General features: G+C 60.9%; 16 protein-coding genes and 1 pseudogene. 4 read left to right on the top strand and 13 right to left on the bottom strand.

What is annotated here, in order from left to right:
- Positions 1–63: 63 nt before the first annotated feature.
- The gene (amt, locus tag K3759_RS01680; RefSeq protein WP_259983959.1) at positions 64–1,371 is read left to right on the top strand and encodes an ammonium transporter; all 1,308 of its coding nucleotides are present in this window, start codon (positions 64–66) and stop codon (positions 1,369–1,371) included.
- 59 nt (positions 1,372–1,430) lie between these two features.
- Here amt and K3759_RS20270 read toward each other — a convergent pair whose 3' ends face one another.
- From K3759_RS20270 to K3759_RS01655, 6 genes and pseudogenes are all read right to left on the bottom strand, one after another.
- The gene (locus K3759_RS20270) at positions 1,431–1,766 is read right to left on the bottom strand and encodes a sensor histidine kinase (RefSeq protein WP_409202499.1); all 336 of its coding nucleotides are present in this window, start codon (positions 1,764–1,766) and stop codon (positions 1,431–1,433) included.
- 208 nt (positions 1,767–1,974) lie between these two features.
- A pseudogene (locus K3759_RS01675) lies at positions 1,975–3,270 on the bottom strand (histidine kinase N-terminal 7TM domain-containing protein); the annotation flags it as partial.
- A gap of 84 nt (positions 3,271–3,354) precedes the next feature.
- Positions 3,355–4,536, bottom strand: coding sequence for an amino acid aminotransferase (locus K3759_RS01670; protein WP_259983955.1), 1,182 nt, complete (start codon positions 4,534–4,536; stop codon positions 3,355–3,357).
- Positions 4,537–4,569: 33 nt separating this feature from the next.
- Positions 4,570–5,424: a 3-mercaptopyruvate sulfurtransferase gene (gene sseA / locus K3759_RS01665; protein ID WP_243262064.1), complete on the bottom strand. Its 855-nt coding sequence runs from the start codon at positions 5,422–5,424 to the stop codon at positions 4,570–4,572.
- A gap of 251 nt (positions 5,425–5,675) precedes the next feature.
- On the bottom strand, positions 5,676–6,164 hold the full coding sequence (smpB, locus tag K3759_RS01660) for an SsrA-binding protein SmpB (protein WP_243262063.1): 489 nt from the start codon (positions 6,162–6,164) through the stop codon (positions 5,676–5,678).
- A gap of 47 nt (positions 6,165–6,211) precedes the next feature.
- Complete coding sequence (locus tag K3759_RS01655; RefSeq protein WP_243262061.1) at positions 6,212–7,030, bottom strand: sulfotransferase family protein; 819 nt, start codon at positions 7,028–7,030, stop codon at positions 6,212–6,214.
- Positions 7,031–7,200: 170 nt separating this feature from the next.
- On the opposite strand from K3759_RS01655, the gene K3759_RS01650 reads away from it, so the two are divergent.
- Complete coding sequence (locus tag K3759_RS01650; RefSeq protein ID WP_259983951.1) at positions 7,201–8,778, top strand: beta-1,6-N-acetylglucosaminyltransferase; 1,578 nt, start codon at positions 7,201–7,203, stop codon at positions 8,776–8,778.
- Positions 8,779–8,885: 107 nt separating this feature from the next.
- Positions 8,886–9,398: a PepSY domain-containing protein gene (locus K3759_RS01645; protein WP_259983949.1), complete on the top strand. Its 513-nt coding sequence runs from the start codon at positions 8,886–8,888 to the stop codon at positions 9,396–9,398.
- A gap of 119 nt (positions 9,399–9,517) precedes the next feature.
- Here the strand turns inward: K3759_RS01645 and K3759_RS01640 are convergent, their stop codons facing one another.
- The 3 genes from K3759_RS01640 to K3759_RS01630 all read right to left on the bottom strand — a co-directional run bounded on the left by K3759_RS01640 (position 9,518) and on the right by K3759_RS01630 (position 13,651).
- Complete coding sequence (locus K3759_RS01640; protein ID WP_259983948.1) at positions 9,518–12,028, bottom strand: cation:proton antiporter; 2,511 nt, start codon at positions 12,026–12,028, stop codon at positions 9,518–9,520.
- A gap of 76 nt (positions 12,029–12,104) precedes the next feature.
- The gene (locus K3759_RS01635) at positions 12,105–12,734 is read right to left on the bottom strand and encodes a DUF1523 family protein (RefSeq protein ID WP_259983947.1); all 630 of its coding nucleotides are present in this window, start codon (positions 12,732–12,734) and stop codon (positions 12,105–12,107) included.
- Between the two features lie 128 nt (positions 12,735–12,862).
- Complete coding sequence (locus K3759_RS01630; protein WP_259983946.1) at positions 12,863–13,651, bottom strand: alpha/beta hydrolase; 789 nt, start codon at positions 13,649–13,651, stop codon at positions 12,863–12,865.
- Between the two features lie 91 nt (positions 13,652–13,742).
- Between K3759_RS01630 and K3759_RS01625 the strand changes: the two genes are divergently transcribed.
- On the top strand, positions 13,743–15,218 hold the full coding sequence (locus K3759_RS01625; RefSeq protein ID WP_259983945.1) for an NAD-dependent succinate-semialdehyde dehydrogenase: 1,476 nt from the start codon (positions 13,743–13,745) through the stop codon (positions 15,216–15,218).
- Positions 15,219–15,415: 197 nt separating this feature from the next.
- Here K3759_RS01625 and K3759_RS01620 read toward each other — a convergent pair whose 3' ends face one another.
- The 4 genes from K3759_RS01620 to glcF all read right to left on the bottom strand — a co-directional run bounded on the left by K3759_RS01620 (position 15,416) and on the right by glcF (position 19,032).
- A complete protein-coding gene (locus tag K3759_RS01620; protein ID WP_259983943.1) occupies positions 15,416–15,958 on the bottom strand; it encodes a hypothetical protein in 543 nt (180 codons plus the stop codon).
- A gap of 245 nt (positions 15,959–16,203) precedes the next feature.
- A complete protein-coding gene (locus K3759_RS01615) occupies positions 16,204–16,674 on the bottom strand; it encodes an Hsp20 family protein (protein ID WP_259983941.1) in 471 nt (156 codons plus the stop codon).
- A 149-nt stretch (positions 16,675–16,823) separates the two neighbouring features.
- Complete coding sequence (locus K3759_RS01610) at positions 16,824–17,654, bottom strand: trypsin-like serine peptidase (RefSeq protein WP_409202498.1); 831 nt, start codon at positions 17,652–17,654, stop codon at positions 16,824–16,826.
- 49 nt (positions 17,655–17,703) lie between these two features.
- Entirely contained in the window at positions 17,704–19,032 is a 1,329-nt protein-coding gene (gene glcF / locus K3759_RS01605; protein WP_259983939.1) for a glycolate oxidase subunit GlcF, read from the bottom strand.

The following is a 19,032-nucleotide window of genomic DNA, read 5'->3' as shown; positions in this document are numbered from 1 at the left end:
CTGCACGGGCAGCCGCCCGCATCGGTAAGCACGCATTCGGACCCGCAGACAGGAAACGACCATATGAAACCCAACCTAATACTTCCCCTCGCAGCGGCGGTCATCGCCCTGCCCGGGCTGGCGCTGGCACAGGACGCGGAATACGCGACGCTGGCGGATACGACCTTCATCTTTAACACCCTGCTTTTCCTGATCGGCGGTTTCCTCGTCTTTTGGATGGCGGCGGGTTTCGCCATGCTGGAAGCCGGGCTTGTCCGCTCCAAGAACGTCACAACACAGTTGACCAAGAACATGGGCCTCTTTGCCATCGCGGCAGTCATGTATTGGCTGGTGGGCTACAACATCATGTACCCCGGTGACGGCAATTGGATCATGGAAGGCGTCTTTGGCACCTTCGCTACCAAAGACATCAAGACCGAGATTGACGCAGGCGGCTATTCCAACGCTTCCGACTTCTTCTTTCAGTTGATGTTCTGCGCCACCACCGCCTCCATCGTGTCCGGCGCGCTGGCCGAGCGGATCAAACTCTGGCCCTTCCTGATCTTCGTGGTCGTGCTGACCGGATTTATCTACCCGATCGAAGCATCTTGGCAGTGGGGCGGCGGTTTCCTTTCCGCAATGGGCTTTAGCGACTTTGCCGGGTCGACCCTCGTGCACGCTGCTGGTGGCTTTGCCGCACTCGCCGGGGCCATCGTACTGGGGCCGCGCTTGGGCAAATACGGCAAAGATGGCCGCGTTGTGCCAATGCCGGGTTCCAACCTTGCCCTTGCCACCTTGGGCACATTCATCCTGTGGATGGGCTGGTTCGGCTTCAATGGCGCCTCGCAGCTTGCCATGGGCACCATCGAAGACGTTGACGCCGTGGCGCAGATCTTTGCCAACACCAACATGGCCGCTGCCGCCGGTGCCGTTGCCGCGCTGATCCTGACACAGGTGCTCTATAAAAAGGTCGACCTGACCATGGTGCTCAACGGGGCGCTGGCGGGCCTCGTCTCGATCACCGCAGGTCCGCTTGACCCGACATTGTTCGGCGCGCTTTGGATCGGTGCCGTGGGTGGTATCATCGTGGTGCTGACCGTGCCGATGCTCGATAAGTTCAAGATCGACGACGTGGTCGGTGCGATCCCGGTTCACCTGATCGCCGGTTTCTGGGGCACGCTGGTCGTGCCGGTCTATACCGAGGGCACGTCCTTCGTCACACAGATCATCGGCTTTGCCGCTGTGGGCCTCTTTGTCTTCGTGGTCAGCTTCGTCGTCTGGCTGATCCTGAAAGCCGCTGGCGGCATCCGCGTCAGCGAAGAGGCTGAGATCACCGGTCTGGATATGTCCGAATTGGGTATGGAAGCCTACCCCGAGTTCGCCAAGGGCTAAGCCCTAGCGACATCGGCTCAAAATTGACCGCCCGGCCCGTAAAGGCCGGGCGGTTTGCGTTAGGCAACCAAGGGTAAAGAGATCGTAAAGGTCGTGCCGACACCGGGCGCGCTGACGTAGCGGATGCTGCCCCCGTGGCGGTCCAGTATCTGCCGGGTAATATGCAGACCCAAACCGCTGCCATAGGCGGTTTTCGTGTCTGAGCTATCAAGCTGCGAAAAGGGCGCGAAGACCTGCTCTTCGGCGCCCGGTGGAATGCCACAGCCGCTGTCGCTTACACTCACCAACGCCATGCCCTCTTCCTGCTGCAAACTGACGTCCACCATCCCGCCGGGCAAAGAGAATTTCACCGCGTTCGACAGCACATTGCAAAGCACTTGGTCCAACCTGGGCATCAGCCTCAACCATAAGCGCGTTGTCAGAAATATCGCAGGCAAAGCGGATGTGTTTATCGGGCTGTAGGCTTTCTGCACGCGCCACAGCACTTTGGACCATCGGAGCAAGGGCGCAGCGCTCTAGGTCTATACTGAACTCAGCACTACTCAGACTTTGGGTATCAATCAGATCGTTTACCAGCTTCGTCAGCGTTTCGGAGTTGCTGGTGGCCTTCGCGATAAGGCGGGCCTTTTGCGCGTCGTTCACCTTAGTGCCGCCTTGGGACAGCAGGCCAAGCGCGCCGTTGATGACCGTCAAAGGGGTGCGCAATTCGTGGCTGACCGTGACAAGGAACTGCTTTTGCATCTGCTCAGCGGCAATCGCTTTTTGGGCGGCGATCTTTTGCACCGTCACATCCACGAGCGCCACGGCCCAACCGACTTGCTTTTGCCCGACACCCAATGAAATCGCATGGGCGCGCACGGCAAAATGGCGGTGGCCCAATTGAATATCGGTCACATCCGGTAGGCTGCCTTGGGCTGCGAGATGGCGGATGATCGGTCCCATTTCGCCGAAATGGCGCAGGCGCGTTTCAGGCTTCGCCTCTAGGCGCAGCAGCTCTGCCGCTGCCGGGTTCGTCTCAATCGCTTCGCCATCGGGGTCGATGACAAACACCGGGTCTGTGCTGTTGTAAAACAACAGTTCCCGCGCGATCGCATTGACGTCGATCCAGCGGTTATCGGCGACCAGCCACACCACCAGCGTCAGCGAAAGCGCAAAAGAGAACGGCGTAGGGTCGGTATTAAACAGCGTGACCCCACCCAAGATATAGGCCAGATTGGCCACCATCGGGATGAGCGTCGCCGCAAAAAGTTTGAGAAAGAAACTGCGCACCGCCGGGTTGGCTGTCCCCACAGCGCGGCCCGCGACAACCGCCGCGGCCATGATGACCATATAGAGATAGGCGATGGCAATGTAGAACAGCGGCCCATGGTCTGACAGGACATAGGCGCCATCTTCGCCTAGAAGCCATTTGGTTTCCGGCCCGTAAAACTTCTCATGCCAACCACTTGTCACCGCCGCGAGGGTGATCAGCGCGGGCGCGACAAGCGCGCACACAGGTACCAACCGCCGCGGCACCTTGGCCCCAAGCGCGTATTCGTAAAGAAAGAAAGCCCAGAAGGTTGGCAGCAGCACGAAGCCGATCCAAGCCCAACGGCTCACCCCAAAGGCGCAGGCGGCGGAAATGGCAGAAAGCTCCACCCCTACTGAGAGAAGCCAGAGGTCCATCGCCACGATGGCGAGCAGAAACCAATGTTTGCCCGGCAGGCTGCTGTGTCCACGCACCCAATAGCCCAGCACGGTGACGAGCGAGGCTGTCACAATCACGAGCTGTACGGCTGGCGTGCCCACATCCAAACGAATGCACTGAAAAATTGATTCTAAAATTTGCCTGACCCTGAGTTTTTCACTCAAGGTACTCAATCCGGGCAATCCGACCAAGTTCTGTTTTAATATAGACATTACGGGGGCATAGCGGCCGTATGTCCTATCGATGCCCTGCGCGGCAGGGTGTTCGGGCCGCGCCAGGCGCGGCCCGAAACGGCGTTAAATGCCTACGTCAATGATCGCGCGGGCCAGAATTGGCACACTGTTCTGGTTCAACCCTGCGATGTTCATACGGCTGTCACCAACCATATAGATGCCATGCTTTTCGCGCAGCGCCTCTACCTTGTCCGGCGTGGTGCCAAGTCGCGAGAACATGCCACGGTGCTGGGCGAGAAAGCCAAAACGGTCCGAGCCAGACAGGCGCTGCAATTCACCGGCCAGTTGCTCGCGCAGGGCCAGCATGGCGTTACGGACGTCTTCCAACTCAGCCATCCAATCAGCCTTGAGTTCGTTATCGGTGAGGATGGTCGACACGATCCGGGCGCCGTGGTCAGGCGGGAAGCTGTAGTTCTGGCGATTGAGGAAGGCCAGCGTGGCTTGGTTCAGACCTTGGGCCGCCTCGGAGGCCACCATCATCAGGATGCCGGTCCGCTCACGGTAGATGCCGAAGTTCTTGGAACAGCTTGCCGCGATCAGGCATTCCGGCACCGAAGAGGCCACCTTGCGCGTCGCCGCGGCATCGGCTTCCAGCCCGTCGCCAAAGCCCTGATAGGCGATGTCGATCATCGGCACGGCACCGGTGCTTTGCAGCACTTCGATTACCGCGTCCCACTCGGCGCTGTTCAGGTTCGCGCCTGTCGGGTTGTGGCAGCAGCCATGCAGCAGCACCACATCGCCTTTCTTGGCGGTCTTGAGGTCTTCGATCATGCCATCGAAGTCCACGCCACCGGTGTCGCTGTCGAAATAGCGGTAGTTGACCACTTCCATGCCCAGATAGGACAGGATCGACAGGTGGTTCGGCCATGTCGGGTCAGAGACGAAAACGCGGGCTTTGGGATTGGCCATACGCACCAGTTCAAAGGCCTGACGCACCGCGCCTGTGCCCCCGGGGGTGGCGGCGGCTGCCACGGAACCGCGCGGCACGGCATCACCCAACACAAGGGCCGCCATAGCATCGGCATAGGCCGGATCACCCGCCAGACCGGTGTAGACCTTGGTATCTTGGCTTTCCCAGATGCGCTGCTCGGCGGCTTTCACGGCGCGCATTACCGGCGTGTTGCCGCTGGCGTCTTTGTAGACACCGACGCCGAGGTCGATCTTCGTGTCACGCGGGTCTTCGCGGTAGGCCTGTACAAGGGCGAGGATCTTGTCAGCGGGCTGGGCCTTGAGCGTCTCGAACATGGGGTTCTCCGGTTGGAAGGTAACTAAAAAGGGTTAAGCCGCGCCAGTGGCAACGGGTACGGTGGGGAACATGCCCCACTCCGCCCAAGAGCCATCATAGAGCGACCATTTGCGGTGCCCCATCCGTTCCAGCGCCAGAGCCAGCACGGCGGCGGTGATGCCAGAGCCGCAGGAGGTGATGACCGGTTTGGACAGGTCGACGCCCGCAGCTTCGAAAATCGCGCGGGTCTGATCGGGGGTCTTCATCGTCTTGTCGTCGTTCAGCAATTCGGTGAAGGGCACGTTACGCGCCCCGGGGATATGGCCCGCGCGCAGCCCCGCCCGCGGCTCGGGCGCATCACCACGGAAGCGGGCGGTGGCACGGGCGTCAACAATCTGCGGATCCCCGAGCTTGGAGGCATGGGCGACCTGCGTCACATCGCGCACCAGCTGGTTCTGGAAACGCACGGTCATATGCCGGTCACGGGGGACGGGCGGCATGTCTTCCGTCTCGCGCCCCTCGGCCTGCCATTTCGGCAGACCACCGTCGAGCACGGCGACGTTCTCTTGACCCATCAGGCGGAAGAGCCACCAGACACGCGCTGCCGACATCAGCCCCGCGCCGTCATAGACCACCACTTGATGCCCATCACCCACGCCCATCGCGCGCAGGCGCGACATGAATTTTTCAATCGGGGGGGCCATATGCGGCAGGTCCGACCGCGCGTCAGAGATGTCGTCAATATCAAAGAACCGTGCGCCGGGAATGTGCGCTGCGTCATACTCGGCCTTCGGATCGCGCCCGGCGTCGGGCAGATACCACGAAGCATCAAGGATGCGCAGATCGGGGTCTTTCAGGTGCTGAGCCAACCAGTCGGTTGAAACCAATGTCTTGGGATCGTCGGCCATTGGGGCCTCCTTCGTCGCGGGCGTTGCCTCTGACTATAACCGGCGAGGGATGCTGGCAAGTGGAAGGGGTAGTGGTGAGGGTCATCGCCTGGCCGCGGGTTGGCGATACGACGTTCCCTCGTGCCACTTTATGGTTCAGGTTTGATGTGCGCTCTCAAAGTTTAGCCCAGCCTCACCAGATCGCCTACCCGGTGGGGCGGGCTGGCGATGGCCCGGCGCCTGCGGCTTGATTCCGGGCACGGTCGGCAATCTTACCCGTGATCCTTCAACAGACGCTGCTTCTGACGCGACCAATCGCGCTTGGCCGCTGTCTCGCGCTTGTCGTGCAGCTTCTTACCCTTGGCCACACCGATCTTGATCTTCGCCATGCCGCGATGGTTGAAATACATTACCAGTGGCACCAACGTCATGCCCTTGCGCTGCGTCGCGTTCCACAGGTCGGCCAATTGCTTGCGGCTCACCAGCAGCTTACGACGGCGGCGTTCCTCATGCTGAAAGGTCTTGGCTTGCCGGTAGGGCGCCACATAGGAGTTCACCAGCCACAGCTCACCATCCTCCACGGCGGCGTAACTCTCGGCGATATTCGCCCCGCCTTCGCGCAGAGATTTCACCTCGGACCCTTCAAGGATGATGCCGCATTCGATGTCTTCTTCGATAGCATAATCAAACCGCGCGCGGCGGTTTTCGGCGATCACCTTATAGTTTGGATCGGATTTGGAGCTGGTTTTGACCTGTGACATGCCAAAGCATGTAGAGCGCGACCCGCCCCGGTGCAAGATGCTGCCGCTCAGTCACCCAGTTTGGCGTGTACCTCATCCAGATCGATCTCGCCCACAGGCTGCTTGTTCCCCGGATTGTCGAAGTCATATTTGAACAGATCGAAGTCGCGTTTGTAGATCTCGCGCATCAGATGCATCGACAGATCGTCAAAGTAATCTTCAACCGGATGCGCCCGCTTGGGGCCGTGACCTTCGCTTTCGTTAAAGCGCGGGATTGCTGCAAGATCGACCTTATGCGGCGTCTCCACCGCGTTGAGCACTTGTTGCATGCCCTCGTTAAACTGCTCGGTCCAAATGATATTATCGTAGGTGCCGCCATTGATGATGAAGGTGCTGACATGGCCCGACACCGCAGACCAGTGAATGTCCGGGTCCATCGGCCGCCGCCAACGAATGGTATCGCGCGCAAACAGCAAGAAGCGCCGGAAGCTGGCGATCTGGTCAAACTCCTGCTTGCCGTCATCGCCCCCCACGTCGATCCCGTATTTCTGCACCAGCAGCGGCACCAAATTGCCGCGATACCGCCGCCCATTGCGCTGGATGCCGCAAATCTTGTCAAAGAAGGACGATAGAACCCGCGTGTAGGGATTGCGCACGCAGGTAAAGGCATAGGACTTGCGCGCCGTGACATTCTCGGTGATCGGCCCCTGCGATGCATCCAAGGCCCATTTGTGAATGCCCGCCTTGGCATCATGGATGTCCCCGTCAAAGAATTCGCCATGATCGGAGTAATACATGATCTGGCCGATGGTCGAACAGGCGCATTTGGGCACCACCCGGTACACCATGCTCTCACTTTCCGTCATCCATGTTCCGGGAAAACCCATGCGCGTTCTGCCTCCTGCTGGCGCTGACTGTTTTGAGCAACAATCTGGCCTTGCTGCAAAAAAGCAAAGAAATGCTGTTTATTCAATCGGTCTTCACGATTAACTAGGTAAATGACCCACGACAAAAGGCCGATGCAAGCGGGCCGCGACAAGGACATTCGGTATCCTGCATGGCGAAAATTGCCTATATCCTGCTGTGCCACAAAGATCCGGAGGCCGTCATCCGGCAGGCGGAGCGGCTGACTGCGGCGGGCGATTATATGGCGATCCATTTTGACGCCTCAGCCAGTGCCGCCGATTACGCCCAAATCACTGCCGCCTTGGGCGACAACGCCAACGTCACCTTTCCGCGCAAACGCATCCGTTGCGGTTGGGGCGAATGGTCTTTGGTACAGGCCACGCTGGACACGCTCAGCGCCGCGATGGAATGCTTCCCGCGCGCCACGCATTTCTACCTGCTCTCCGGCGACTGCATGGCGATCAAATCAGCAGAATACGCACACCAGTTTCTTGATGAGAACGACACCGACTTCATCGAAAGCGTGGACTATTTCGAAAGCGATTGGATTAAAACCGGCTGGAAAGAAGAGCGGCTGATCTACCGTCACTGGTTCAACGAACGCACACAGCGCAAGCGATTCTACGCGATGTTCGAGGTACAAAAGCGCCTTGGCCTGACCCGCAAGATCCCCGCTGACCTTCAGGTGCAGATCGGCAGCCAATGGTGGTGCCTGCGCCGCCGCACCGTTGAGGCGGTGATGGCGTTCACCCACAAACGCCGCGACGTGATGCGCTTTTTCCGCAGCACATGGATTCCGGATGAGACCTTCTTCCAAACCCTCGTGCGCCATCTGGTCCCCGAGGCGGAGATCTCGAACCGCAGCCTGACCTTCCTGCTCTTCACCGACTACGGCATGCCGGTGACCTTCTACAACGATCACTACGATCTGCTGTTAAGCCAAGATTACCTCTTTGCCCGCAAGATCAGCCCCGAAGCGCTGGACCTCAAACGCCGCCTCGGCCTGCTCTATTCCGCCCGAGGGGTGCAGTTTCAGATCAGCAACGAAGGCCGCAATTTATTCGAATTCCTCACCGCGCGGGGCCGCATCGGCCGCCGCTTCGCCACGCGGTTTTGGGAGACCGAAGCCAGCCTTGGACGCGAGCGGGAACTGCTGATCGTCATTGCCAAGAAATGGCATGTGGCCAAACGGGTGCTGGAGCGGATGCGGCAAGAGACAAACCTGCCCGCCATCGACTTTCTCTTCAACGAAGAAGACACACCCCTGCCCGACCTCGGCGGCATCCAAACGACGCTGGAAAAACGCACCCGACACCGGCGAGCCTTGATGCGGATGCTTTATGACTATTACGACAGTGGGCGGCTGATCGTCTGTATGGACACGTCCAACCTCGACCTGCTGAATGATTTCGCCACTGACCGCGCTCAGGTGCGCATGCTGGAGGTCGAGGGCAAGCTAACGGATGAATACCTCACTGGACATGCCCTGCGCATTGGCCTCGCTGGGGATCAGACGTCGCAGGAAACCCTGTCGCGCCTGCTGCCGACGATCAGGGCCGACATGCTGCATGAGGTCGACCAAATCCGGGACGCCCAGTTTGAAAACTACACCCGCCTATCCGAATACGCCGACACCGATGCGAATGCCGTGGCTCTCGCGCGTTTCCTTACCGTGAGCGAGGATAAGGCCCGTGCGATAGCGCAGACCGAGAGTCTGTTCGCGGATTAGCGCGCCGCCAAAACCGCATGGAACAGCCCCGATGGCCACGCGTTGGTCCGGGAACGCCGATGCCCGCTCCGGTCCGGCAACCCCACAACGCAACCAATGAGGTACCCATGCCACATAAATTCACCGCCATCGCCACTTCCCTCCTGCTTGCCCCGGCGGCCCTCTTTGCCCAAGAAACCGCCCTACAGGCCGAGCGCATCAGCATGTCCCAAGCGATTAAGGCCGCCCAAGGCAGCATCGACGGCGGCGTGCTCGAGGCCGAGATCGAAACCGAAGGCGACGCGCTGGTCTATGAGATCGACCTCGTTCGTGGCGAGGCCGTCTACGAAGTCACCGTCAACGCCGCCACCGGCGAAGTGATCTCGCAATCCGAAGAGCAGCTGACCAGCTTCCTCAGCGGTCTCTTCCAAGAAGATGAGTTGCGCGCCGCCGACGCATCCCGCGAGATGCTGATGAAGGCTTTGGCCGACCTCGAAGGCCAAGAGGGCACGCAGGTCGAGGAGTTGTCGCTCGACGAAGAGAATGACCGCATGGTCTATGAAGTCGAGCTGATCGACGCCTCAGGCGAACGTGAAGTGCTGATAGACGCCAACACTGGCGAAATTACCAACGACGACTAATCCCTCTCAACTAGGTGCGGCCAGCCGTTGGCCGCACCACCCCACCCATTTTCATCCTTTTTCAAATACCGCTGCGCAGCACCAACCCCAAACACGGCGTCAGCAGTAATCGACACCCCTCAATCGACGCCACCCCCCGACACGAGATCCACCGGATCGATCCCCCGCTTCTCCGCGCTTGCTCGCACCGCCTCTCGCAGGGCGGCACTCCGCTCCAGCAGGCGGCGAAAACGATCTTCATCCAGCACCAAAAGCGTGGTCGGCGCGATGGCGCGGACATCCACCCGGCGCACCCGGTTTGTCAGGATCGCCATCTGACCGAACATCTCACCCCGACCAAGCCGCCATGTCTGGCCCGCACTTTCCAGCTCGACCGCGCCAGAGGCGATGAAGAACACACTGCGTGCTGGGCTTTCCTTATGCAGCACCACATCGCCAATATCGACATAGCGGGTTTTAAGCGACCGGCTGAGCCGCTTAAGCGCACCATCTTCCAGATCCGTGAACAGCGGAAATTGCTCAATAAACGCGCCGCGTCGCACGGCAAGATCAAGCCCCGGGCGCCCCTCTGCCGCCGTGCGCCGCGTCGCTAGTTCCTGCATCAGCGCGGTATGAACCTCGGCCCCGAACAGGCCGTCTTCGCGCATCAACGTGTATTCGCGCTCTTCCAGACGCAGCGCCGTGCGGCGGATAAAGCGGCGTTCCAGTTCTTCGGCATAGCCGGGGTACTGCAGTCGCAGCCCCTCAAGCGCGGTTTCAATGCCCTCGATGCGGCGCGTCAGCAGGTCGTGCAGCAATTCGGCCACTCGCCGCCCGTGAATACGGCGAATGCGCCCGTCGATGAATGTCCCCAGGTCGCGCAAGATCAACCGCTGCGACAGCAACATTTCAAAGCGGTCCGCTGTCATTCTGGCCAGCGGCCCCGAAACGCCGTAGCGCCCGTGCAGCACCGCCGCCGCGCGGAAGGTGCGCCCATAGGCCACGCTGCGCCGCGCCGCGCGTTGATAGCCGCTGCGGCCTTGGGTGCGCGCCCCTTCAATCAACCGGTCCGCGTCAGACAGCACCAGATCCGCCATCCGGGCCGAGATCGTCCGCTCTCGCACGCGGGCAAGAATCGTATCGCGCTCATGGCCCGCCAGTGCGATCAGGCCAAGCGCGATGCGGTCCCGGTCGAGGATATCGGTCGCCTCCTCCGCCGTCTTGACCGCCGACTCAAGCCGTTCCCCAAAGCGTTTCGCCTCAGAGCGCACGATGTCGCGGTTCAGATCGTAGTTCTCGGTCGTTTGGGCCACATCTTCACGCACAGTCTGCAGGGCGACGGCGATCACCTGCCGCGACAGCGCGTGGTCGATGGGCGAAAGCTGATCAAGCCCCAGCCGCCCGATGATCCAGCGCAGCGTCGTACCTTGGGCCAGCAGCGTAAACAGCGTGAAACCAGTGGCCAGAATACCAACGATCCGCTGGATGTCATCCGGCACCCGTACGCTTTCCGTTACCGCCAGCGCCAGCGCCAGCGTCACGGCCCCGCGCAAGCCCCCCCAAAGGATCGCGACGCGGTAGGGCCGCTCGACCATTGGTGAAAGCTTAACGGCGGTGAGCAGGGGCAAGAGCACGAACAGGATCACCGCCCGCGCGAAAATGGCGGCGAGCACGACCACGGCAATGAGGAAGAAATCTTCCAACCGGACTTCTTCCAACAAGCGCGGAATCAGCAGCGCGGCAAGGATAAAGATCAGCGCCCCGGCCCAATGGGCCAGCACATCCCAAAGCTCGCGCAGGTTGGTCAGTGCTTGCGGCGGCAGCCGCCCCGGCGCGGTGAGGTTTAGCGTCAGCCCCGCTGCGACCACCGCGATCACCCCCGAGGCCCCGACGCTTTGTTCGGCCACGATATAGGCCAGATAGGGCAGCGCGACCGAGATCGATTGCTGCGCCAGTTCGTGCCGCGCGAAAAGCGCCATGACCCAAACAGCGATCCGCGCGCCAAGCCATCCCACCAGCGCCCCGCCCGCGATCAGAACGGGAAACTGTGCAAGAGCACTCCCCAGCTCCGGGTCGGGGATGCCCAGCATCACGAAGCCCATGAACAGCCCGAACAATGCGATGGCGGCTGCGTCGTTCAGCAGGCTCTCGCCCTCGATGATCCGCGCCAACCGCCGCGGGGCCGAGATCGAGCGAAAGATCGAGACCACCGCCGAAGGGTCCGTGGTGGAGACAATCGCGCCAATCAATAGACAGGCGGCCAGAGGAATGGCGCTGACCCAGAAAAGCGCGTAGCCAATGCTGACCGTGGCCACCACCACTGCCACCACGGCCAGAACCAAGATCGGCACCCAGTCATCGACCATGCGCCGCAGGTTCATCCCCAAGGTGGCCTGAAACAAAAGCGTCGGCAGGAAGACATAGAGGAAGACGTTCGACCGGATCGGCAGCCCCAGAATCGCCGCCGCCATCGGGTTCAATGCATCCGTCAGATCGGTGCGCAGCAGAAAGATCGCCGACGCGCCGATGAGGATACCCACGACCGCTAGGATCACGCTGAACGGCAGCCGCAACCGCGCGGCCAAGGGTTCGGCCAAGCCGATAACCACAAAGAGCGACGCGATGATCGTGGTGACGAGAATGATGTCCATATAGGATGGAATACCAGAAAATTATCTCAAGGCGGGGCACTTCTTGCCCCGCGCATCGCTTGCCGCCTGCCGAAGTTTACTTCCGCGCGCGGCGCTCAGCACGCCAGCGGGCAAAGCGGCCCCGGCGCACGGCGATATCGTCTTCGATCGCCTCGATCCTCGGATCCAGCCGGGCCCGCCGGAAGCGACGCCACCGGACCCAGATGGCATAGACCAACGCCGCAAGGAGCGTCAGGATGATGATGTTCGTAAAGGGAATACCTTTGCTCGCCCCAGGCCCTTCGACCGCACGGAGCGAGATGGCATTGGGGTAGATCGACAAAAGCTCACTACGCCAACCATAGTGTTTCAGCGCGTAATACTGCGGCGCGCCGGTGGTGCTGCGTGCGTCTGCCGCTTCGGCCTGAAGATTGGCAGTGTCGAATTTGAAATAGGGCGGCCAGCCCCAGCCAGTGTCTTCGTTGCGATAAACCATGACATCGCCCTTGGCGCGGCGGGTCTGAATGAAAAAGACATCGCGGTTGACCGCCTGCCCGGCGCTGTCGGTCGACGACCCCGCCCAGAAGATCGAGCTGTTGCCGAAGTCGATCCGCTTTTCATAGGTGTCAGTAACGCGGACGATATCGGTCTGCGGCAGGGTATAGTGGAAGAACGCCCCCACCAGCACCCAGATGGTCACCCAGAACACCCATTTAACGATTCTCATCTTCGGCCCTTTCAATTAGGTCGCGCGGCCGAACAGGGGCCCTTGCCCTTCTGACATAGTGTTTCCGCGGCACTGCGGCAAATGCCTTACGCGCTTTAACACAAGACATTTGCCGCAAGATGCGGGCCTTAGCTACCGAGAAGCGCTTTAGTCAGGTCACTGTCGGGCTTGGCCAGCGGATCAATCACATCGAAATGGTGTTTGCCCTCGGCCACCACCTGTTTCGCGCCCCAACTGCGGGCGAAATTTTCGGCCTGCTCAAGGAAGACCGGGCGCTCATCCGCGCCGACCCAAACCGTCACCTCTACGCCATGGGGCGGGGTCATGTTCATCGGGCTTTCAGCGGCAGCTTCGGCCTCATCCAGACGCAGGGTGTCGTTCATTTCGGTCTGAATCAGCGGGGTCAGATCGGCCACGGGAGAGATCGGCACGATCCGTGTGATCCGGTCCCGCACCTCCGCCCCCAGCAGCAGGGGGTCGGTCATCCGCGCCACCAGATGCCCGCCCGCCGAATGGCCCGACAGCACGATGGTGCCCTGCGTGCGGTTCGCCACCTCAGTCAGCGCGGCGGCGATCTGTGTGGAAATCTCCGAAATGCGCACATCGGGACAAAGATCATAAGACGGCATCGCCACGGCATATCCCCGCGCCAATGGCCCAGCGGCCAGATGCGACCAATAGCTCTTGTCGAACGCCTTCCAATAGCCGCCATGCACAAAGACGGCTGTCCCGCGCGACACGCCCTCAGGCTGGAAGAGATCGAATTTCTGCCGGTCCGAAGGGCCATAGCGCACATTCAACTGCGCCCGCGCACCCAAGTTTGCGCGAAACGCCTCTGCCTCCTTCTTCCAGCGGGGCGGAAAGCTGTCGGCCCCGTCGATATAGGCAGCGTTTGCGTAGGCGTCATCAAGCATCATTTGGGTCTCCCACCCCGGATTTGATCAAACTGAACTGGACAATCATACTCGTTGTTGCTTTGGAGGCTAGAGAGAATAGCGGAGAGATGACATGACTGATGCTAAGACGGATCTGAAATCACTACTCAAAGACCCCAGCCTGCTGGAAACACGCGCCTATATCGGCGGCCAATGGGTCGATGGCGACGACGGCACATTCGACGTGACCAACCCCGCGCGGGGCGATGTCATCGCACAGGTTGCTGACCTGAGCCGCGCGCAGGTCGCGGGTGCTATTGCACAGGCGGAAAAGGCGCAGAAGGACTGGGCCAGCTGGACCGGCAAGGAACGTGCCGCCGTGATGCGCAAATGGTTCGACCTGATGATGGAGAACCAAGACGATCTGGGCACCATCCTGACCGCCGAGCAGGGCAAACCGCTGGCCGAGGCCAAGGGCGAGATCGCCTATGGCGCGTCCTTCATCGAGTTCTTCGGCGAAGAAGCCAAGCGCGTCTACGGCGAGATGATCCCCGGCCACCAGCGCGACAAGCGCATAATGGTGATGAAGCAGCCCATCGGTGTGGCAGCCTCGATCACACCGTGGAACTTCCCCAACGCGATGATCACCCGCAAGGCGGCTCCGGCGCTGGCGGCGGGCTGTTCCTTCGTGGCGCGTCCGGCGGCTGAGACACCGCTCTCGGCCATCGTCATGGGCGTGCTGGCGGAACGTGCGGGCATCCCTGCAGGTGTGTTTAACGTGCTGCCATCGTCGTCGTCGTCTGCCGTGGGCAAAGAGTTCTGCGAGAACCCCGCCGTGCGCAAGCTGACCTTTACCGGCTCCACCGAAGTGGGGCGCATCCTGCTGAAACAGGCTGCCGATCAGGTGATGAAATGCTCCATGGAACTGGGCGGCAACGCGCCTTTCATCGTCTTCGATGACGCCGATCTCGATGCGGCGGTCGAAGGTGCCATCATGTGCAAGTTCCGCAACAACGGCCAGACCTGTGTCTGCGCCAACCGGATCTATGTGCAGGCAGGCGTCTATGACGCATTCGCGGCCAAGCTGAAGGACCGGGTGAGCAAGATGAAGGTTGGCGACGGCCTTGAAGAGGGCACAGACCTTGGCCCGCTCATCAACCCCGAAGCCTCCGACAAAGTGCGCGAGCACATCAAGGACGCGGTCGACAACGGTGCCGAGATCATTCTGGGCAACGCTAAGGACGACATGGGCGGCAACTTCTTCGGCCCGACCATCGTCACCGGTGTGACGCAGGACATGAAGGTCGCTAAGGAAGAGACCTTTGGCCCGCTCGCCCCGCTGTTCAAATTTGATGGCGTGGATGATGTGATCGCGATGGCCAATGACACGATATTTGGCCTTGCGTCCTACTTCTATGCCAAGGATCTCAGCCGCGTCTACAAAGTAGCCGAGGCGCTGGAATATGGCATCGTCGGCGTCAACACCGGCATCATCTCAACCGAGCTTGCCCCCTTTGGTGGGGTTAAACAGTCCGGCCTTGGCCGCGAAGGGTCTCACCACGGGATCGAAGATTACCTTGAGATGAAATACGTCTGCCTGTCTGTCTAACGCCTAAAGACCAAAAGGGCGATTGAGGGCCGCCGGGGAACACCCCGCGCGGCCCTTTTCAAAGACGCAATGGCGATTTTACCCCACGATCTGAGCTTCGGCTTAGGGACATTGGCAAACCATACAAAAAAGCCGACAGCGCTTTCACGCTGCCGGCCTCCGGGCGGGGGAGAGAAACGCCCTTGGGGTGACCCGTCTTAGTTGGTCTGGGTCTGCGCTGCGCCGCCCGCATTGATCTGCTGGGTCAGGGCTGCGGCGAATTCATCGCCTGTCATACCGATGACAAGCTGCCCTTGGGCGTCGACCTCTTGCTCAATCTGGACGACTGCACGGTCGCTATCGACGGCAAAGTCTTCGGCAAGATCGATGGAATAACGCACAGAGCCGTCGGCCTGCGGTTCCGCGTCAGAGATTGTGCCGATCACGGTGTCATCCGAAGCAACAGCAACGGTGCTGCCATCCAGCGCGATATCGACGTCGGTCTCGGTCTCTGCCGGGATGGTTTCAGCCACTTGATCTTCGACGCTGAGACCGGTGTCGGTCGAAACGGTGCTGTCCGCACCCACCGCGACATTAGCGCCGGTGGCAGAGCCTGCCACATCGGCGCTGACACCTGCATTCACATCGGCGCCAGCGCCCACGTCAGCAGTCTGTGCCATTGCGGCAATCGGTGCGGCCATGAAGGCTGTGACAGCCGTGGTCATGGTCAGCTTGCGTAGGGAATTTGCATAGTTAGTCATGGTTCTTCCTTTCATTACGCGTGCGGAACTTTGCACGCTGTTGCCCGGGCACGCCTGCCCGGTCCCCCACTCAACCCGGCAGTCTGACCAAGGTTTCGCCGCTTGTGCTGCGCAGCAGAAAGCCGCCGTTTTTCGGCCTGATCCTCGGCAGATATTCTCCCACGCGGGGGCACCTCCAACCGCCATCGCCAACAAAAAAGGCCCGCAAAAAGCGGGCCTTCGTAAAGTTCGAATTTGGTCGGCGCTTAGTTCACGGATTTGGCGTCGACCACGTCTTTTTCGATCGCCTTCACCTCAGAAGAAATCGCAATCTGGCGCGGTTTCAGGGCTTCGGGCACCTGACGCTCAAGCTCGATATGCAGCATGCCGTTGGCATGGGCCGCACCTGTCACTTGAACGTGGTCCGCCAGATGGAAGCGACGCTCGAAGGCGCGGGTGGCGATGCCACGGTGCAGATAGGATTTGGCCTCATCCCCATCTGCTTTTCGGGCCGAAACGATCAGCGCCTTCTCACGCACTTCAACGCTCAGATCGCTATCAGAGAAGCCAGCGACTGCGATGGAGATGCGGTAGGCATCGTTGTCGAGCTTCTCAATATTATACGGGGGATAGCTGGGGGTGGCCCCATCATTTGTCAGAACCCGGTCCATCATATTGGCGATCTGGTCAAAACCAACGCTGGAGCGGTAAAGGGGTGCGAAATCAAAGCTACGCATGTGTTCATCCTCATCTTTGAGCGATTGACATATCGGGCCTTCCACCATTGGACAGACCCGGTTTTTCAAGCGCCGAAGCCCTATAGAGGCACCTCGGCAAAGCTCATGTGGGAAGGGTTTTGGGCGCTTTCAAGTCTTGAGTCGCAGATTTAGGGCCGGATAAATTTCGCCCCGGTGCCGCGCTCTTCTCCGACCCGGATGCGCTTGCCCGCGGGGTTGGAATCCAGAAACACACCTTTGCCCGCCACCAATTCCGCTTGCAGCAGCGCCAAGGGCGCGCCCAAAGCGGTGCCGAGCGAGACCTGCGTGCCTTCGACCTCCGCCTTGGCCGAAACAACCGAGACGATATGCGCCTCGCCCGCGACAATGCTAAAGATCGGCGCGCCACTGGAGCCGAAATCGACCGCGCAGGAGGTCACCAGAACCCCCTCCTGCTGTGCCAGCACCTTGCAGACCTCCTGCAGGGACGGCGCTTCGGCCCGGTCGCGGGCATAGCTGACCACGCCGACGCTGTCGCCGGGACGCGGACGCGCGGCGGTGCCAAAGGGGCGGATCGTCGTGTTGCGGATGGGGCGGGACAGTTCCAAGAGCGCCAGATCATTGCGCACCCGACCCGAGGATACTTCTCCGTCATAGACGTAGTCGGGGTGCACCACGGCGCGGCGGATATCGCGGTAGGCCCCTGCGCGGCCATTGCGCCAACCGGCGAGGAACTGCACCTCACCATGATCAATCCGGGCTTTGGTTTCGCGGTCAAACAGGCAATGCGCGGCGGTCAGCACCAGACGCGGGGCGATCAGGGTGCCGGTGCAAAAGCCGGTGCCGCCGATGTCGAGACGGCCCACGGCCTCCCAAGCGGCGGCGTCAACACCGTTGTCGAGCGCCTTGAGCGCGCTGTCTTGGGCCATCGCCGCCGTGGCGAAGGTAAAGACCCCGAGAATAGCCGCCAACAATTGTCGCAAAATGCACCTCAAAACCATGTCAACTTTGGCGGATATAGGGGAGTTGCGGCGAAAATACGGCGCAGGCTTAACGCAAACGCGGCACCTGCGCGGGCGCGTCGGGATCACGGCTGAGCGCCGGCGGTTTTGGCCCTCCGCAGGCCCAATCGAGCAGTTCGACGCTATGCACCACAGGCACCCCCGTGCCCGAGCCGATCTGCATCATGCAGCCGATGTTGCCCGCCGCAATGACATCTGGCGATTTCGCCTCCAAGGTCTTGATCTTGCGCTCTTTCAGCTTGGCCGAAATCTCGGGTTGCATGAGGTTATACGTCCCTGCCGAGCCACAGCAGAGGTGGCTATCGGCAGGCTCTACCACAGTGAACCCCGCCTGTTTCAGCAGCGTTTTCGGCGTGGCCTTGATCTGCTGCCCATGTTGCAGTGAACAAGCCGCGTGATAGGCGACGACCATGCCCGGCTCAGCCGGTTCAGCAAAAGGCAGGTCCAGCTCCGCCAGCAACTCCGTCACATCCTTCGCGAGGGCCGAGACCCGTGCGGCATCTTCGGCCAGCGGATCATTGCGGAACATATGGCCGTAATCCTTTACCGTAGTGCCGCAGCCCGAGGTGTTGATCACGATCGCATCCAGCCCATTGCCGTCCATCTCCGCACACCACGCGCGGATGTTGCGGGCGGCGTGGGCGTGGCTTTCATCGGTCTTGCCCATATGATGGGTCAGAGCCCCACAACAGCCCGCGCCTTCGGCGACCACCACCTCGCAGCCTGCACGGGTCAGCAGCCGGATTGTGGCGTCGTTGATATCGGTGTTCAGCGCTTTCTGCGCGCAGCCGGTCATCAGGGCGACCCGGCGCAGCGGCTGGCCCTTGGCGGGGAAGCTCTGCGGATCGTCATTGCGGCTGACCGGGGGGATCGTTTTGGGGGCCATCTCAAGCATGGCGCGCAGCCGGGCGTCGGGCATCAGCCGCGCGAAGGGCCGCCCGATCTTGGCCCCTAAAAGCGCCAGTCGAAAGCGTGTCGGATAGGGCAGGATCCGCGCCAGCATCCAACGCAGCGCGCGTTCCCCCATTGGCCGCTTGTACCGCTCTTCGATGTAGCTGCGCGCGTGGTCGACCAGATGCATGTAATGCACGCCCGAGGGGCAGGTCGTCATACAGGCGAGGCAAGAGAGGCAGCGGTCAATGTGCAGCACCGTCTTTGGGTCCGGGTCGCGGTCGTTCTCAAGCATATCCTTGATCAGGTAGATACGCCCGCGCGGGCTGTCCAACTCATCGCCCAAGACCTGATAGGTCGGGCAAGTCGCCGTGCAAAAACCGCAGTGCACACAGGCGCGCAGGATCTCGTTGCTGCGCTGCGTGTCGGGGTCCTGCAATTGCTCGGGGGTGAAGGTGGTTTGCAT

The sequence above is a fragment of the Sulfitobacter sp. W027 genome, assembly GCF_025143985.1.
Lineage (GTDB): Bacteria > Pseudomonadota > Alphaproteobacteria > Rhodobacterales > Rhodobacteraceae > Sulfitobacter.
The sequence above is the reverse complement of the archived record's forward strand: the minus strand, read 5'-3'. Positions and strand labels throughout refer to the sequence as shown.

Bases quoted from the DNA above. Each gene is read 5' to 3' on its own strand.
- K3759_RS20270 (WP_409202499.1), bottom strand. From the start codon at position 1,766: ATGCCCAGGTTGGACCAAGTGCTTTGCAATGTGCTGTCGAACGCGGTG.
- K3759_RS01620 (WP_259983943.1), bottom strand. From the start codon at position 15,958: ATGACTAACTATGCAAATTCCCTACGCAAGCTGACCATGACCACGGCT.
- K3759_RS01655 (WP_243262061.1), bottom strand. From the start codon at position 7,030: ATGGGTTTTCCCGGAACATGGATGACGGAAAGTGAGAGCATGGTGTAC.
- K3759_RS01635 (WP_259983947.1), bottom strand. From the start codon at position 12,734: ATGAGAATCGTTAAATGGGTGTTCTGGGTGACCATCTGGGTGCTGGTG.
- smpB (WP_243262063.1), bottom strand. From the start codon at position 6,164: ATGTCACAGGTCAAAACCAGCTCCAAATCCGATCCAAACTATAAGGTG.
- K3759_RS01670 (WP_259983955.1), bottom strand. From the start codon at position 4,536: ATGTTCGAGACGCTCAAGGCCCAGCCCGCTGACAAGATCCTCGCCCTT.
- amt (WP_259983959.1), top strand. From the start codon at position 64: ATGAAACCCAACCTAATACTTCCCCTCGCAGCGGCGGTCATCGCCCTG.
- K3759_RS01610 (WP_409202498.1), bottom strand. From the start codon at position 17,654: ATGGTTTTGAGGTGCATTTTGCGACAATTGTTGGCGGCTATTCTCGGG.
- sseA (WP_243262064.1), bottom strand. From the start codon at position 5,424: ATGGCCGACGATCCCAAGACATTGGTTTCAACCGACTGGTTGGCTCAG.
- K3759_RS01615 (WP_259983941.1), bottom strand. From the start codon at position 16,674: ATGCGTAGCTTTGATTTCGCACCCCTTTACCGCTCCAGCGTTGGTTTT.
- K3759_RS01625 (WP_259983945.1), top strand. From the start codon at position 13,743: ATGACTGATGCTAAGACGGATCTGAAATCACTACTCAAAGACCCCAGC.
- K3759_RS01650 (WP_259983951.1), top strand. From the start codon at position 7,201: ATGGCGAAAATTGCCTATATCCTGCTGTGCCACAAAGATCCGGAGGCC.
- K3759_RS01640 (WP_259983948.1), bottom strand. From the start codon at position 12,028: ATGGACATCATTCTCGTCACCACGATCATCGCGTCGCTCTTTGTGGTT.
- glcF (WP_259983939.1), bottom strand. From the start codon at position 19,032: ATGCAAACCACCTTCACCCCCGAGCAATTGCAGGACCCCGACACGCAG.
- K3759_RS01645 (WP_259983949.1), top strand. From the start codon at position 8,886: ATGCCACATAAATTCACCGCCATCGCCACTTCCCTCCTGCTTGCCCCG.
- K3759_RS01630 (WP_259983946.1), bottom strand. From the start codon at position 13,651: ATGATGCTTGATGACGCCTACGCAAACGCTGCCTATATCGACGGGGCC.